Genomic DNA, 16,034 nt, shown 5'->3' on the forward strand with positions numbered 1-16,034 from the left:
CAAAGCCGCGACGGCGGGGCGGTGAGTGATGGCTCTCCGTATCAGCATTGCTAGCTGAAACATGTTGCAGCAGTGGTTATCTGCAATACAGAGGCTCTGCGGGCGTGCTTGCGAGTGCAAAGAGGCTCACGGTACGGTGCACCGAGGCAGCCAACAGGAAGCTAGGTGCCGGGTTTCGATCCACCTGACGCCACCAGTGTGCCGAGGCCGTGAGGGGAGCCATATGACACGTTGCGGCAACACACTGCGCATCTTGGGTTTCGCCATCGCTACGGCTATGGCGCTCGTCGGATGTGAATCCTCGAGTAGTGAGGGTGACATGTTTCCGAGCAGTCCTTTGCCTGCGGCAGAGCCATCGCTTGCAGCTAGCGTGCCGCAGGGGTACGACCCTTGTAAGGACATCTCGGCCGAAGTCCTGGCATCGGAGAATCTCACACTCAGGGGACAAGCGGATGCGGAGGCCGATGGTGGCGTGAAGTGGCGCGGCTGCCGGTACGGTCGATCCGACGGCTACGTGGTGAGTATCCGCGCGACCAATTTGACCGTCGAGGTTGTGCGTGGCAAGCAGCTCCCGGAGGCACAGGAGTTCACCATTGCCGGCCGTCGGGCGATCTCCACCCGGCAGTTCGACGGCCCTTATATCAAGGAAGCCTGCACGGTGGATGTGTCGATGCAGGGCGGCAGCCTCGAGTTCAACCTCAATAACCCAGCCTCGAACCGTGACACGGGAAGCGTTGACTCATGCGAGCTCGCCCGGAGGCTCACGGAGAAAGTGGTGCCGACCATGCCCGCGACGGCGTGACCGGGTCGGCGCCCAAGACGCACTGATAGGGAGACTGGATCATTGAGCGGGGATGACAACCTACCGCGGCCGTTGACGAACTTGGTGAATGACGCACGCGAGGGCCGACTTCTGGTGCGGATGGATCCGGAGCAGTTCGTCTACGTCGATCGTGACTGCGAGTTCTTCAAGACCAAGATTCGCGACATCCAGCAGATGATGACCGACATCGCGCAGCAGCAGACCTGGGGCCTCGGTGAGCAATATCGGAGCAAGAGCGGCAACGAGCTGGTGTCGGGAAAGACCATGGTCAAGCGGTACCGGGAGAAAGCGCGCGGCTCCCAGAACAGCGTCTACGCGGTGATGGAGTCCCACTACCGGGTCGTGGAGGACATCCAGGATCTGTTTCGTGTGATCCGTGAGCGCTACAGCCAGCAGGACGCCGAGTGGGGTGCGCGCTACCGCGAGCTGGAGGCAACCTTGCCGCCGCAAGCCCCAGCACCGCAGCGCATCTTCTCAGTGCCCTTCGCGAAGGAGTGACGGTCGTCCGATGCAGGAAAACGAACCGAAGCAGATTCCGGGCAACGGCGAGTACACCGGCGCCTGGTCCCACCACGAGATCAAGGACGCATTCGAGTCACAAAACACCCACAACGCCTACAACGCGGCAGTGCAGTACTCCAACGCTGCGACGATGTGGGACCAAGGCGTCGAAACCTTCGCCCGATCGGTGATCAGCTCGATCTCGCAGGCATGGGAAGGGTCGGCGGCGGATGCTGCCAAAGACGCGATCAAGCGGTATACCGACGCTGCGCGGAACCTTGAGCCGATGCTGACGCAGCTGTCGAACAAGATCACTGAATCGGCGGCTGCCATCGTCGATACCCGCAATGCGATTCCCGGCTATGCCGATCACTCGTGGACTGCAAATGTCTGGCCGCCCCGTGCTGCCGAAGAAGAGCGCTCCCGCAACGAGGCCGAACAGAGCGCCCGCGACGCCATGAACAACATCTATGTCAGCCGTTTCGCTGGCTACGACGCGCAGGTGCCCGTCTTGCCGTCCGGGGTCAATCCGACACAACAGTCCGACGCCCCGGTGTTCAATCCCGGGACGAGTCCGACGGTGGACAGCAGCTTCAGTCCGTCGTCTCCGGGCAGCCCGGGCTCGCCGGACGATCCTGGTTCGCCCAGTGCGCCAACCGATCAGGCGCAGGATGTGCCCACGGCGGACGAACTCATGCAGCAACCGAATGCGAACGCGCCTGCGACCAAGCCGACCGGCTACGACCCGACAGCCACCGACACCGGTACACCCACTCCTACCTCTCCGGGTACGACGCCAGCCAGTACCGTGCCGACCAGCACGCTCTCCCCGAGCACGCCCCATACACCGAATTCTGTCGTGCCGGGCAGCCCTGAAAGCCGCGCCCCCCGCCCCGGAAGCAGCGTGCCGGGCGCGACCAGCCCCAACGTCAACGCGTCTGCGGTCAACCCCTCAGCCGTCAGCCGCGCAGGCATCGGCACGCCCGGGATGGTGCCTGGGATGGGCGGCGCTGGTCGTGGTAAGTCCGATGAGGAGTCGACCCACAAGACTCCCGACTACCTGATCAACCAGGAGAACACCGCTGAGCTGATCGGCGAGCTGCCGCGGACCATACCGGCGGGAGTTATCGGCCGGGACCCGCAGTACGTCGGCCTTTCGACGGACGATGACGAAAGCGCAGAGGCCAGTCAGACAACCGAGTCCACGGAAATTTGACGCTCGCAGGGGCGCTCACGCGTGAGGAATGTGCCGTCACCCCTCCAGGACGTCACCGCAACGCCTTGCAGGTTCCGGGTGGCCGATATGAACGAATGGACGTTGCATGGATGAATGGACATGGGATCCGGATGACTTCGCTGCTCTTTGGTACAGCGACGCCAACGATCGGTTCCCGAATCCATTGCACTACACAAGCCGCTTCGCGCTTCGCGACGAGTTTGCGGAGCACCGCCTGGTCGTGCGCGAGCGCTACTCCTGGAACGAGATGGAGCGGATCCAGCTCGCTCTCGACACCCTGACGACTTCGGACCTGCGTATCGAAATACTCGGCGGCACTACCAAGCACAAGGGCCGCGACGGCAGTGTGCGGATGTACCGGATCGTGGGTGCGCGGACCAAGTACCAGGCTGTATCGCTCTACCAGACCGCCAACGTTGAACACGACGGACCAATCCGACTGCGCCTGTCTAATCCCGACGATCTCCCAGCGCACCTGGCGAAGTCGATCCCTGCTCGTGAACCGGGCCAGCATAAACCTGCGACGTTTGATGTCCGAGATCTGCAGCCGGACAACTGCAGCCATCTCGAAGATGTCTCCCGGGCTAGCCCGCGAGAAAGGTACGAGCGACTGGTTCATCGTGCGGCCGACGGCGGGGGCAGCGCCGGTCTGCTCACCGGCCCAGTCAATGTGGTGTCACGGCCCCTGTTCGTGCTGCAGTGGCATGACCTCGCCGATGACGGGCGCTACCTTGAGCGTCGGAGCGGTGATCAAGTCACCGTGAGCCCCGCTTCAGCAGAGGCGCTGTCTACCCAGTTCGCTACCTGGATCGAGCGCGCTTTGCAACGCCTGCAAGAAGACGCGCGCGCCAGGTGGTAGCCGTCCGGCAGGGCCTGCGGTATGTCGCACGCACCGCCGCGCGTGCGACAGCGTCGGCGCGTGCACACCGCCAAACAAACTGCGATCCAATGGAACCGATCGGCGGCCCGCTGCGTCGGAATAGATTGACGGACTCGATCTCGGACATGAGGAGCATGAATGGTTGGCATCGAGCAAGATCCTCTCGGCGCACACAGCGGCGGGCTAGGGGAGCAGGTCGACTCGATGCTGGAGCAGCTGCAGCGGCAACGCCAGGGATTCGTTACTGCGCAGTCCCGCCTGTCGTCAGCGACAGCTGAGGCGTGGTCCTCCGACCGGTTGGTCCGGGTGGTGAGCAATATCGCCGGAATCCCCGTCGAGGTACATGTCGTGCCCGAAGCGTTCAAGCGCTCGACGCCCGAAAAGCTGGGACGGTCCGTCACCGAAGCTGCCCAGTTGGCTGCTCGACTGGTCGCCGAGCGGGCCCAGCAAGCACTCGGGCCTATCGAGGAGCTGGTGGACGGCATGCCCGACCTTCCCGACCTCATTCCCGGCGCTCCTAGTGTCAAAGACTTGTTCAAGTCAGTTGTTCCGCGTCCGCCCAGCCCGGCACCGTCGAAGCCCAAGCGGCCTCGGGTCGAGGACGATGACGAAGACGAGTACTTCCGCAACGCCTCGTATCTGGAGGAGCGCCCGTGAGCGACTTTGGCGTCAATCCAGAAGCCCTGCGGGCGACCCAACCTCGGTTCGTCAGCGCGTCCGACCGCGTCAAAGCCGCAGCCGCTGACCTTAGACGAGTTATCGAGGCCGAAGGCACGTGCTGGGGAACGGACAAGATCGGACAGTCCTTCGCCAAAGATTATGTGCCCGGCGCGGACGACGGGTTGAAAGGGACAGACGGTCTGGCAAAAGTACTGACGAATCTCGGTGAGAGCGTCGTCATTATCGCCGACAAGGTACAAGCGCAAGATCAATCAACCGCTGACAGAGTGAACCAGATCAGGCCGTGACATGGGCATAGAGCTACCGGGCGAACTGCAGTGGGTTGCCAAATGGGTTGTTGGCGCAGGCGACTGGCCCGAGGGTGACGAAACCGCCATGCGGCGGGTCGCTCACGCCTGGGACACCTTAGCCACCGTGCTCGACAGCGACGTCGAAGCTGACGCCGACGGTGCCCTTCGAGAGGTCCTCACCGCGCTGGATAGCGGCAAGACCTCTGACGCGCTCGCTGATTACTGGCGGCAGATAGACGGTCCAGACGGGTCGCTTCCTGCCTTGATCAAGCGATGCCATTCCCTGGCCGACAGCCTGAATGACGGCGCGAATGACATCGAGCACACCAAGATGGTCATCATCGCGGCACTCGTTATCTTCGCCGCCCAGGCGCTGTGGGCATTAGGCGTCGCTGCTACAGGGATCGGCGCCCCGGCTGCAGCAGCCGCAGAGGTAGCCGCGCGGGTCGCCACTCAGATCACGATCCGGATGGCGATCAGACAACTCATCCAGCGCATGTTGACGCGGGCCGCGGCAAAGGCTGCGGCCCGCGCCGCAATGAAGGGTGTGGGCTGGGGCATCCTGCAAAGCGGTGGCGTGGACCTCGGCGCCCGCCTTGTGCAGATCGCCGACGGTCACCGCGATGGACTGAACGCCAAGGACTGGAATCAAGTTGGTCTCGGCACCTTGACCGGAACGGTCGCCGGCGCGATCGGTGGCGGGCTTGGTGCCAGCGGTCTCGGAAGTAACGCCGTCAACGCAGCGAGCTCCGGACTCGGCAAAGCCGCCACCCAAACCGCGGTCGACGGCGCCGTCGGCACGGCCGCTTATGCAGCGGGCACTGCAGCGACGGTGCCGCTGGGCGGAAACTTTGAGTTCGGCGCACCGATGGTGACCTCATCCGTCGCCAACGGCGCCATCTTTGCTGCCGGTGCGGGAGCGCACCAAAACCACGACTCGACGGCTCCGAGCGTCGATCATGGCGCCGCGCCACACCTCGACCTAAGCAGCCCCCAGGACATTGGCACAAAGCCATCTCCAACCATCGAGGCCGAGCCAGCGCCAGCAGCTACGGCCGAGACCAAACCAAGTCCTCAAACAACGGCCGTCGAGCACACCTCGCTTGAGGCACCGCCATCTTCCGCCCCGCATGACGTCACTACGGCGCCCGCCTCGACTGGCACTGAGCCAATTCGTCCGGATCACCAGCACGACAGTCCATCGTCGACCACCGCAGACACCACCAGTCGGCCGACCGTGCATAGCGATGCGCCGCCTGCTGCGACGCAACCGCCCGCGCATACCGACGTGATGCCCACAGGCCATCACGAGAGCCCGACGTTGCCATCGGAGCAGTCCTCGCCAGCGCTCTCTGACAGCCAAAGCAGCGGCCCAAGGATGGAACGCCTCCCGGACGGCTCCACGCTGTTGTCTGGGCACGGCTCACTGGACATTGAAACCGTTTTTCATCCGCCCAACACCGAGTCAACCCACGCGCTTGATACGCCGACCGTCGAACCCGACGCGCCGCCGTCGGGCGTCCATGCACCAGCCCCGGCGCCTCATGAGGCCACTACCCCCAGAACGGTCAGCGATGCTTCTGACGTCGCCTCGGGTGCCCCGACATCGACAAGTCACCCGAACACGACCGCGGTCGCACCCGTGACGTCGACTGCTGTGGCTGATAGTCCCTCAGTACCGACAACCTCTTCGGCAAGCCCGCCATCCACTCTCGGCCTGAGCGCACCTGCACATGAGGTCAATCGACCGAGCGCACCCAGTCACGCTGTGCCTGCAGAGCCTCCACACGCTGGACTGCCCACCTCTACTGCGGTTCCACCGGCAGCTGCACGTCCTGACGCGCCCACGGCAGCGCGACCAGAGGCTCGGACACCGCAAGGTGCCGCGCCGCCACCGGACTCAGCGCCCCGAAGCGTGGCACACGGTGCCGAATCAGTGGCAGCGCGTCCACTTCACGAGTCAGAGCGAACTCCCGACGCTTCGGCCCTGCGGCCCGAGTCTGATCGGCCAACCGCGACGACGCCCGAGCACAGGCCCAAACGTGATGACTCCTCCGTCGTCCGGCCGCGTGATTCTCATCAGCCGACGCGCGATCCCGGCGCTCCGGCTCACCACCCCGCCTCTCGCGAAGTACCGCACGTCAGCGAGGCTCGCGTCGAACGGGAGCAGTATCGACACCAGGCAGCGGACAACAGCCGCCTGACTTCCGTTACGCCGCGCGGACGCTCGAACGAAGACGTCGCCTACGACGTGCATCGGTTCAACTACAACCCGGACGAGCCGGTCGCGCTGATCAGCATCCAGGTGCACCTCTCATCCGGCGACCACATATCCCCGCAGGAACTACAGCAGGTCCTCGAAAACGCCCAGCTGGGCGCCGACCGAGCCTTCAACAGCGGTGAGCGACTTCTCAGCGGCGACCGTCTGCTGATCGATATCGTCCGCACCGAGGACCCGGCCGCCGCACACCTGCACATCAATGTCGACCACGCGCCGACCGGTCCGAACACCTGGCACCCGAACGACCACCCCGACATCCTCGCTGACCACCTCCGCCACCAACTCGGCCTGCCCACCGATACCGGGCACACCCCAGGCCTCGACGCGGTAGACCTGCGCCACATCAGCAACGACATCGCCCGCGCCAACACCCCGTCCCGGTTCCAGGACCTGCCCCAAACGCGGGTTGTCGGCAACGGTCGACTGAATCACCTCGAGGATTCGGCCTTCCAAGCCGCGGTCGAGGATGCGCTCCGCGATGGCAACCGCTTCCTGGTCGGAGCCGATCCCCGCACCAACCCCTACGGGCAGCTGATCAACGACGGCGGTCCGGAAAATCCGGGGCGCAGCAACAACTGCCTCGAACAAGCACTGGCCGCGATCTCCTCCTTCCACGGCGACCCCCAGGTCGGGGTCCCGAGGTGGGCCGACGTGCTGGCAGACGGAACACTCGATCGCACCGGAGGTGAAGAGGGGGGACCGGAACGCGCTACCGAATGGCTCGGGGGTGAATGGCAGAACTTCGACCATCAGGGCAGGACCATCCAGGAACAGTTCGACGCACTCCACCAATGGGTCGCCCACCTGGGCCCCGGATCCTCGGCACTGATCATCAACGAATGGCACGCGCGCGACATCAACACAGGCGAACTGCGCTACCACCCCGACGGATCACCGGTGGTCGACGGCTCGCACGCCACCGTCATCGTCTACCCCTACGACGCCAGCGGACCCGTATGGTGGGATCCGCAGCAGCGACTGCTATCAGACACCCCGCCGGCCTACCTGTCCGCGAACTCATCGTCGCTCTGGTTTATGACAAACGGCCCCGATGGAGGAATCAACAGTGCCAGAACAGCTTCAGACGCGGGAGCAAGTGGAACAGTATCTGGCACGCATCTTCCCGACCGATCAACAGTTCCAGATACTCAAGACCGAGTACGGGTGGGTCTGTCGGAAGACGCTGACGCCAGAGGAGACCGCCAAGGGGATGGGACTTGGGCTTGGCAACTACGTGATCAACGCCCAGACCGGAGTAGTGACAGCGCATTCGAGCCTCCCCCCGCACGTGATCGGGCAGATGTACGACGAAGCGATCCGGAACGAACAACCGATCCAGGGCAGCCAGGTCTACCCACCCCAGTGGCGCGTGAGCATCCAGCTGATACAGGAAGATCAACAGAAGATCGAGTACCAGCTCGAAGCACAGTCGACGGCGCAACCCCCAGAACCGACCATCAGGCACCAACTGCTGATCGACAAGCACACCCTGGCCTACCAACCGACCGACACCACCTCGGCGAACGCAGTGGCCTGGGCAGAGATGCGCAACCGGGTGGACGGGACCTGGCCGGAGCAAGGGACGTTCGAGTACTAAACCCACTGGGCGCCGCGCCCAACGAGGTACTCACCCCGAGATCGGCACAGCTGCCGGACATCGCGCCACCAGGCCACACTGAACCAGGTGGACCAGAGGGTGATCCGCACGAGCCGCCCAATGACCGGGACCCGGACTCTTCCTCAGAGGGATCAAACCCCTCACGTGACGATCAGTCGACCCCGCCGGGCATGTACCGCGGCGAGGATGGCATGCTTCACCGACCGGGCGATCGCGCTGACTCCTATCGAGACCCCGATGGAAGATGGCACCGCTTCGGAGACCGAGAAGGCACGTACCGCGACATACGATTTCAGCTACGAGAGGGTAGTAGCTGGGTCAACGATCCCGCAGCGAAAGAAAATATCGCCTTCCTGGCAGACAAGGGTCCTTCCCAAGCGCATGAAGTAGCAAACCCGGACATAAGGTCGAGGCTCGACGAGTTGGCAGCCGAGGCTACCCGGCAAGACCGCGACCGCGCTGCTGCCGCCGCAGTGGTCAAAGCCCACATGAGGGAGTTCGGTGTCGACAAGATCGACGAGCTGAGCGAGAAAAAGCTCGCCGGACTCGTCGAAGACAGAGAAGACCGCATCGCGAACGACCCCTCGCTTTCCGGCCAGGATAAAATAGCCAAGCTTGAGCGGCTGCACGAGATGCGGGACAACGCTCGGGACTACAACCGCCTCGGCACGGAGAAGGTGCTTACCTCGAAAGAAATGGGGGAGTTGGGGGGAATCTCACATGCCACAGACCGTCCCGACGCTGTGCTGCTGACCCCGTTCGAGAACGCCGTAGACGGACGCGACACCTTCGACGTCGTCTCTTTCACTGACCATCCGCCCACGCTGATCGTTGATGAGTGCAAGGGCGGCACTTCACCACTGGGTGCTGCCAATACCGAAAACGGACGCGCGCAGCAAGGCTCGCGCGAGTACGCCGAGCGCACCGCGGCCATCGAAAAGAACCTTCAGCGACTGCTCTCGGAAACCCCTGAGCAGATGCGTGAGCGTGGCCTGGATCCGAACAGCCCGGAAGGACAGCAGTTCTTGAAGGCTCGCGATCAGCTGCTGAGAGCCCACGCTGACGGCACGCTCCAAGTTGAATACAACCTCGTTCATGTGGCGCGCGATGGTACCGTCGCTGTCGCTCAGTTCAATCTCGGTCGTGAGGGGCAGCCGTTCTCGCTCGAAATCCTTGGGGGCATCGATAAGTCTCGTGCATTCGAGCTCGTGGAAAGGCGAGAGCTGGAACAATCGATGGGGCGAGAGATGGAGGAGCTTCGGGTTGAACTATTGCAATCATTGCATCCTGAAGACCGCGAACTCGTACTGGATGCTGTCGATTTTGCCCTAGATAACGCCGTTCCAGGAAGAGCGGTGGAAGAGTCGCGGGCTCACATCCTTGAAGCTATCGACAGGCTCAACGCAGTACCTGAGCTGGACCCTGGTCAGGTGAGTAGAGAGCTATTTTCCCTGTACGAACGCTTGGATCAAGTTCACGAGCTGGAGAACGGTAAAAGTCAAGACATCCTGGTCAACCTTAACTTGGAGGCAAGCCTGAAAGAGGTCGCCATGGATCTGGTGGCAGCCGAAATCGTTGATCGCGACCGGGCTGTCATCGCAAACTTACAGGTTATCGATCGTGGCCTCATTACGAATCTGACGCAGCAGATTGCAGATGCTACTCAAGTGCCGGATCGTGAGAAACTGTTGGCGCAGGCGGTTGAGAGGGTGAATCAGCTCACTATTTCCCGGGGTAGCGAGCGAGGTGTAGATCTCACGCATGTTCTCGAAGCTCATAACGCGATCGAGCAGATTGTCAGCGCAGAGCGTGAACATGACAGCCGCACCATCGAAGCGATTGGGCTTTCTCCAGAACACGCGGCAGAACTATCTCAGGCTGTGACTGAAAGCCGGGAAGAACGCCTCGTACCACTACGCGATGCTGTCGCGCGCGAGACTATCCGCGAGCATAATTTGACAGTTGAACAGAATATGTCGTTGAGGGTTCCGGAGGGGCGGGAGGCTTCGTTTGACGCCAGGATATATCTGCTGTGTCTGGAACACGAACCGAGCGGTTTCGATAGCAAAAACCACGCTTTCGTCTACGAGCTGCCGGGTCGAGAACCTATCCAAGTGCCATATGATTCGCTAGCCGCACGCTTGGCGGACGCGTCGAAAGCTATCGAACGCGGACTGTCCATCGATCACGCTGCCTTGGTACATTTGACTCGAATAAGCCAGGCCGCTCCAGCGCAGGAAGCGGTCCGCACACTCCCTACGGCTGAGGAGTTGACGATGCGTGGTCGTAGTCAAGCCGCAGCCCGTGAACGCGAACGCGGTTTATCTAGGGGGCTCTGAAAAGTGGAGATGCTTAGGCGAAGAAGGCTGAATTATGTTGCGGTAGCTTGTAGCTCATTGTGACTCACGAAATGAAGTAAGATCGACAACATGGCGCAAAAAGGGAGACGGCACATGCCATACCGGGTTGATATCTCACCCGCATTGGTCGAAGATGACGAGGTAGCGCTGGCTACACGACGTCGGATGTCCCAGTGACTGAATGGCGAGCGCTCGATGATGCCCAGATCGTCGAGTTGGCGACCCGACTTCTCTCATTGGATTGGTCGTGGCGGATGGCTGACACCCCTCAGCTGGCCGCTGAATTTGGCTGGGAAGTGCAGAGTCTGGGGGCGAAATCGGCCATCCTTGATACGGGCTTCGGTATGGCGAGTGGTGGGGTACAGGGCCGCGATGAACACGCCGAAGTGATCGAGGTGGCAGTCACGTCAAGGGCAACCAGGGATACGGCTGGCCGAGCATCACTGCGAGATGCGTTCGCCAGGATGGCGTCAGTGCTTACTGATGGGCTGGGTGCGCCGTCGAGTCAACATCCCGGAGAGGATCCTGAGATCCGTTGGGCTGGTGAGAAGACGACGTTGCAGCTGGTGTGCCTTCGAACGACGGTGCGTTTGTACTTGGTGACGAACTCGTGGCTTGCTATGCACGACAAGACGGTGGAGCTGCAGGAACAAGGACTGATATGACCAGTTGGGCGGAGTTCGGTGATGGCCTGACGCAGCACCTGGCCACATTGTCTGCTGGGACGGTCGTCATCATCAGCGAGGCAGGCGAACCGAAGGAACGCCGCCGCTTCGTACAGTTCCGGCAGCTCGACACCATGATCTGGGCAGAGTTGCCCGGCGACAGCTGGCTTGCCTCCGATGTTCGGGTCGGAGAGGCCGGAGGCCGGGCCATCACAGACGCTGGCTGGCAGCAACCTGACGCCGACCACTGCGGCAACTGGTGGTACGAGTTGCCCTGGCCGGCTTCGGCGGACGGCTACCGTCAGCTGGCGGCAAGGATGATCACTGGTCTGCGGGATGGATTCGGGATCACGGATCCTGCCACCTTGGTGTACGAGGCATGGAACGATCGTGGCGGCAATCTGAAGGTCGAACTGCCGCTTCTCGGTCTAGCGATATGGGGCACAAGCTTTGACGAGCGTTGATCCAAGTTCCGACGACCCGGTGGTCGGATGGCGGGTGATGGACGACTCTGACGTCGTCGGTCTGGCCCTCAAGCTGCGTTCTCTGGTCTGGTCGTGGCGGATGGAGAACCTCATGAGGCTGGTGGTCGTATTCGGCTGGCGGGATCCGATCATCCAGTCGAGTGATTGGATTCGCTTCGATAGCGGCCTCGGTCCGGGGAGCTGTGACGTGATAGCCAAGGACGGTGCCGCGGAACGCATCGAAATCGCGCTCAGCACCCTGGCTGCCGATGATGCCGCCGGTCGAGCGGCGGTGCACGACGCGTTCAACAGAGCGAGTGCTGCCCTGGCAGGTGCACTCGGTGCGCCTGCCACAGAGGTCGCAGGCTCGATTCCTGAGATCCGCTGGGGCGGTGACGAAACCACGCTGCTATTGACTGACCTGGGCGTGATGATTCGACTGCGTTTGGTTACCAACTCGTGGTTGGCTTTTCACGACGAGACGAACGACCGCCAGGATCGGTGGACCTGATCTACCAGCGCGTAGTGGATGCCACCGAGGTCTGGCGCTCTGGAGGCGGTCACATACGGCTGCACCCCGAAGCCGCTATCTGCATGCGGAGGATAGTGTCGGCATGGTGGCGATCGACTGGAGCGGGATTCAGGCCGCAGTGTGCGGCCGAAGAACGACCCACCGAACCGCTGGGACCTTTGCCTGCTTGCCCGCATCAGTGTGCAATCCATCTGATCGCCTCGATGGTCGATGAACACACCCGCGAGTCGCTGCTGCACCTGGTGGAACGCTGCATCACCGGCGAGAAACTCGTCACCGAACTCGCCCGGGTGTTCGCCCTGCGGGGTACGCCGCGGGTGCTGCGGTGTGACAACGGTCCGGAGATGATTTCAGCAGCGCTGCAACGGTTCTGCGCCGACCGGGTCGGGATCACCTATATTCCGCCCGGCACGCCCTGGAACAACGGCTACATCGAATCGTTCAACCGCAGACTGCGCACCGAATGCCTCAACCGCAACCACTGGACGAGTCTGCTCGAGGCCCGCGTGGTGATCGGTGACTTCAAAACCGACCACAACCTACGGCACCGGCACTCAGCGCTGGGCTACCGGACACCGGCCGAGTACGCTGCGGCCTGCACCCACACCCACCATCCGGTGGGCTGTGGGATCGATTGAAACCGACGAAACAACCCGGGCTCTACTACCGGGTGGTCGCGTTATCGGGGACTGGCCACTCGCATTGAACTACCTGCTGCCCATCTTGATTCGCGATTCAGAAGAGCTGCCACGTAGCAGCCGCTCGGGGTCCATGCGGGCGCAGCGGCGACAAACCCGCCGGTGCGGTGCGTTCTGATGGATCCGCGAAACCTCGGGAAACCGATCGATTCGTCGACGGGGCTCCACCGCATCGTCGAAGATCCATGCCATGGAGGTCGGCGACGAGTACATCTACAGAGCTAAGGACTTCGCACCATCACAACGGGTCCGCATTCTGGGCATCGAGAGGCGGAAGACGACCTCGCGGGTAGACATCGAGTTCTTAGACGGCCAGGCGCGAGGTACCAAGGAGAACGTGCCCGGAAATCGCCTGCGCGGGCCGTGGGCGCAGGTAGACGAGTTCGACTAGTGGTGGGCCAACTGGGAGCGTCTTAACGACGACCACTACGAAATGACTGCGGTAGAGGAATACGCAGTCGCCCAAGTCTTCGGCACGCTGATTCCGGACGAGGTCGCTGAGATCGAAGGACGACCGATCAGAGACTGCATCGCGGTCCGTGACACCACTGCCCTCGAACAACTCCTCGGGATCCCGATGGCGACACTGACCGCGGACATCGCCTGGTTCGAAGCGAGCGAGGTGGTGTACCTCTCCTCGGCGGCCGGCATCCTCATGGCCGAACTTGCTTGCCATCAGAATCCGACACCGATTCTTGAGCTTGTTCTGAAGGCAGAAGCCGAACAGCGGGAGCGCTGCAAGCACGGCCGAACTTTCCAGGCTGTCGATGGGTCAGGTGAACGAACCGCGACCCCCGAGCCGGAGTACGACTCTTACCGTAAGCGCCACCGTCCGCGCCATGAGCTGCTTCGTCAGTGGTGCGGTCATCGCGAGTAGTCACCTTCCACGAGCGTCTGCTTGCCGCGGAGGCTGAAGTCGAGCGGCTGGACATTCTGGCGGCTCGGGCAATCGGCATAGTCAAGGAGAGCAACGCTTTCCTGGGCCAGGAGTTGGAAGAGGAACACGAACGAGAGCGCATCACGCCAGAGAAGGTTCGCCCGGTTGTGGACCGGCCGCTCGATCCATCGGAGATACCCGTCATCTATGTCAAGAGGCGGCAGCGTCGATGGTGGTAGCAGCCCGATGTCGTCGATGCTTGGCTGCAAGGAGAACGCTGTTCCGCGGCGCAGAAGCCTATGCCGCTGCTCGATCCTGACCCGCTCCTGTTCGGTGAACCTCATCATCCTTGACCCAGACAAAGGCGACGCCGCTCCTTGGCATGATCCAGCCATCGAACTGTAGACCGATCGTTCTGCCCGGCACCGTGTCCGGGCTCTTGGTGACAACCGTCTTGTGGCTGCTCGCAATGAAGTCGATCAGGTTGACATAGGCGATTTCGGTATCGCTGTAGTCGAGGTCGATGTCGATTCCGCGGCTAGGCTGATCAACCGTGAACTGCAGCCACCGGCTCTGCGGCGCGGGTTGTAGGCGGTAGGTGAAGGCGATGGTCCGCGGTTGGGTCCGATGGCCATCCGGTAGACCAAGATCGACGGTGTAGGTTTGCGCTCCCCTTCGAGCGCTCCGCCGGATGGCACGTTCCGCGCCATCAACGGTGAACTGGACCAGTTCGAAGGCTTCCTTGGCGCCAGCGTCGATGCCGCTGGTCGGGTTATAGTACCAGGCAAAGGTGGACGCTGGATCGTGTGTCAAAGCGCGGTACTCATCGGCATCGGATACCGATACGAACCGGCGCACGGTGCCTGCCGGCACGGTGGTGTATTCCTGCCGCACCGTGATGACCAGTCCGGAGAGGTCAGTGGAGCTTCCGTCGGCGGTATCCGACCTCGGGGTGGTGATCCGAACCGACAGCTTGACGTCATGCCATCGCTCGATGGACTGCACGGCCTGGTCGCGAATGTCTGTGTAGAGCTCGCGGGCCAACTCCCTGTCCTTGAGTCGCATTGCCAGGCTGTTGGCGATGATCTCGTCCAGGAGTTCAGGGGTGGCTACCCGCTGGAGGTCATCGTCCGCGAAGGCGAAGCCCTTGATGACAGCTTCTTTCATGGCGGGTGCCTGCTCGATGAGCAGCCGCCGGAGGCGTGCTTCGTCGGCCTCTTGTTTTTCGCGCTCGAAGTAGGCATCAAGCCAGACGCCGAGTAGGCCGGAGCCAACGAGGAGCGCGCCCAACTCGCTCCACGGCACCCACGACAGCCATCCCAGCTCTCGCACTGCCGGGAGGGACTTGCCGACTGCCATTAGTCCGACGCCCGTCACGAACAACACCACGACAGCGAGGAGTTTCTTGGTTCGGAGGAGTCGGTTCAGGACATCATTCATAGAGTTTGATGCATCTATTGTATCAAGCTGGCGGCAATTGGCCTAGACCAAAAGCAGGGTGGGGCGCCCACTACGAGCGCCCCACCCTGCAGTCAAGGTGTCGGTCGTCAGCCGTTGCCGCCACCGAAGAAGCCGTTTCCGCCGCCCATGGTGCCACCTCCTCCCGGTTCGCCTCGCCTAGTGGCGGGTTTGCGCTGGGGACATTTGCCCCAGTCACGGGACAAAACCGCCCATTCTCTCGGCGAGGGCGACCCGACAATAAGGTACGAAACGCTTGGGGTCAATACGCTTGCGTACGTCAAACTCTGGCCGCTTCCGCCTGAGTCGTATGGGGTTGGGCATCATGCCCGACGACGCCAAGCCTCCGTTGAACGAGACCACTCGCGTATTCGGCTCTCGTGTCCGTGACCGCCGTCTCGAAATCGGCCTCAGTCAGGAAGCGGCGGCCGTTCGATGCGGCATTCACTGGACCCAACTCGGCAAGGTGGAGCGCGGGCAGCGCAGTCTGCGCTTGGAAACCATCGTCAAGATTGCCGACGGCCTCGACATCGACGCGGGCAAGCTGGTCAGCGGATTACCTATTCCGGCGGCTGCGTCAGATTGAGCCCCGCCGGATCTTGACTGAGACGGGCGAATGGCTCGGGTCGATCGGGCTCGATGGCGACTGCGTGTGCCAGTGTGCCCGCG

At 62.4% G+C, this 16,034-nt stretch carries 17 protein-coding genes and 1 pseudogene; 16 read left to right on the plus strand and 2 right to left on the minus strand.

Annotated elements, in window-relative coordinates:
* Positions 1-253 precede the first annotated feature (253 nt).
* From NG1_RS35275 to NG1_RS08150, 15 genes and pseudogenes are all read left to right on the plus strand, one after another.
* A complete protein-coding gene (locus NG1_RS35275) occupies positions 254-802 on the plus strand; it encodes a DUF3558 domain-containing protein (protein WP_168434131.1) in 549 nt (182 codons plus the stop codon).
* Positions 803-886: 84 nt separating this feature from the next.
* Positions 887-1,321, plus strand: coding sequence for a hypothetical protein (locus NG1_RS08075; RefSeq protein ID WP_245659828.1), 435 nt, complete (start codon positions 887-889; stop codon positions 1,319-1,321).
* 10 nt (positions 1,322-1,331) lie between these two features.
* Positions 1,332-2,540 (plus strand): WXG100 family type VII secretion target, encoded by a 1,209-nt coding sequence (locus NG1_RS08080; protein WP_062969426.1) that lies wholly within the window; start codon positions 1,332-1,334, stop codon positions 2,538-2,540.
* Positions 2,541-2,646: 106 nt separating this feature from the next.
* On the plus strand, positions 2,647-3,420 hold the full coding sequence (locus NG1_RS08085) for an ESX secretion-associated protein EspG (protein ID WP_062969427.1): 774 nt from the start codon (positions 2,647-2,649) through the stop codon (positions 3,418-3,420).
* A gap of 159 nt (positions 3,421-3,579) precedes the next feature.
* Complete coding sequence (locus NG1_RS08090; protein WP_062969428.1) at positions 3,580-4,098, plus strand: YbaB/EbfC family nucleoid-associated protein; 519 nt, start codon at positions 3,580-3,582, stop codon at positions 4,096-4,098.
* Positions 4,095-4,409 (plus strand): WXG100 family type VII secretion target, encoded by a 315-nt coding sequence (locus NG1_RS36470; RefSeq protein ID WP_157113915.1) that lies wholly within the window; start codon positions 4,095-4,097, stop codon positions 4,407-4,409. Before NG1_RS08090 ends, NG1_RS36470 begins: the two co-directional genes overlap by 4 nt.
* A gap of 1 nt (position 4,410) precedes the next feature.
* Positions 4,411-7,611, plus strand: a pseudogene (locus NG1_RS39305) (WXG100-like domain-containing protein); the annotation flags it as partial.
* A 148-nt stretch (positions 7,612-7,759) separates the two neighbouring features.
* Positions 7,760-8,290, plus strand: coding sequence for a hypothetical protein (locus tag NG1_RS38135; RefSeq protein WP_245659829.1), 531 nt, complete (start codon positions 7,760-7,762; stop codon positions 8,288-8,290).
* A gap of 443 nt (positions 8,291-8,733) precedes the next feature.
* Positions 8,734-10,650, plus strand: coding sequence for a hypothetical protein (locus NG1_RS38140; protein WP_245659830.1), 1,917 nt, complete (start codon positions 8,734-8,736; stop codon positions 10,648-10,650).
* A gap of 194 nt (positions 10,651-10,844) precedes the next feature.
* The gene (locus tag NG1_RS08125) at positions 10,845-11,336 is read left to right on the plus strand and encodes a DUF6301 family protein (RefSeq protein ID WP_062969435.1); all 492 of its coding nucleotides are present in this window, start codon (positions 10,845-10,847) and stop codon (positions 11,334-11,336) included.
* Positions 11,333-11,800, plus strand: a complete 468-nt coding sequence (locus tag NG1_RS08130; protein WP_062969436.1) for a TY-Chap domain-containing protein — start codon at positions 11,333-11,335, stop codon at positions 11,798-11,800. The genes NG1_RS08125 and NG1_RS08130 overlap by 4 nt, the downstream gene beginning before the upstream one ends.
* Positions 11,801-11,837: 37 nt before the next feature.
* The gene (locus NG1_RS08135; protein WP_063910297.1) at positions 11,838-12,311 is read left to right on the plus strand and encodes a DUF6301 family protein; all 474 of its coding nucleotides are present in this window, start codon (positions 11,838-11,840) and stop codon (positions 12,309-12,311) included.
* A gap of 224 nt (positions 12,312-12,535) precedes the next feature.
* A complete protein-coding gene (locus NG1_RS08140) occupies positions 12,536-12,970 on the plus strand; it encodes an integrase core domain-containing protein (protein WP_168434132.1) in 435 nt (144 codons plus the stop codon).
* 250 nt (positions 12,971-13,220) lie between these two features.
* A complete protein-coding gene (locus NG1_RS08145) occupies positions 13,221-13,421 on the plus strand; it encodes a hypothetical protein (RefSeq protein ID WP_062969438.1) in 201 nt (66 codons plus the stop codon).
* A gap of 42 nt (positions 13,422-13,463) precedes the next feature.
* Positions 13,464-13,907 carry a hypothetical protein gene (locus NG1_RS08150; RefSeq protein WP_245659831.1) on the plus strand — a complete coding sequence of 148 codons (444 nt, stop codon included), beginning with the start codon at positions 13,464-13,466 and terminating at the stop codon, positions 13,905-13,907.
* On the opposite strand, the gene NG1_RS38145 is transcribed toward NG1_RS08150, so the two are convergent.
* Together NG1_RS38145 and NG1_RS08155 are read right to left on the minus strand one after the other, a co-directional pair.
* Positions 13,895-14,254: a hypothetical protein gene (locus tag NG1_RS38145; RefSeq protein WP_245659832.1), complete on the minus strand. Its 360-nt coding sequence runs from the start codon at positions 14,252-14,254 to the stop codon at positions 13,895-13,897. The two genes, NG1_RS08150 and NG1_RS38145, sit on opposite strands and share 13 nt — an antisense overlap.
* Positions 14,205-15,347 carry a hypothetical protein gene (locus NG1_RS08155; RefSeq protein WP_063910289.1) on the minus strand — a complete coding sequence of 381 codons (1,143 nt, stop codon included), beginning with the start codon at positions 15,345-15,347 and terminating at the stop codon, positions 14,205-14,207. Before NG1_RS08155 ends, NG1_RS38145 begins: the two co-directional genes overlap by 50 nt.
* Positions 15,348-15,690: 343 nt before the next feature.
* Here NG1_RS08155 and NG1_RS08160 point away from each other — a divergent pair, with 343 nt between their 5' ends.
* A complete protein-coding gene (locus tag NG1_RS08160; RefSeq protein WP_062969593.1) occupies positions 15,691-15,951 on the plus strand; it encodes a helix-turn-helix domain-containing protein in 261 nt (86 codons plus the stop codon).
* Positions 15,952-16,034: the final 83 nt, after the last annotated feature.

The organism is Nocardia gamkensis NBRC 108242 (assembly GCF_001612985.1).
In the GTDB taxonomy this organism is placed as follows: domain Bacteria; phylum Actinomycetota; class Actinomycetes; order Mycobacteriales; family Mycobacteriaceae; genus Nocardia; species Nocardia gamkensis.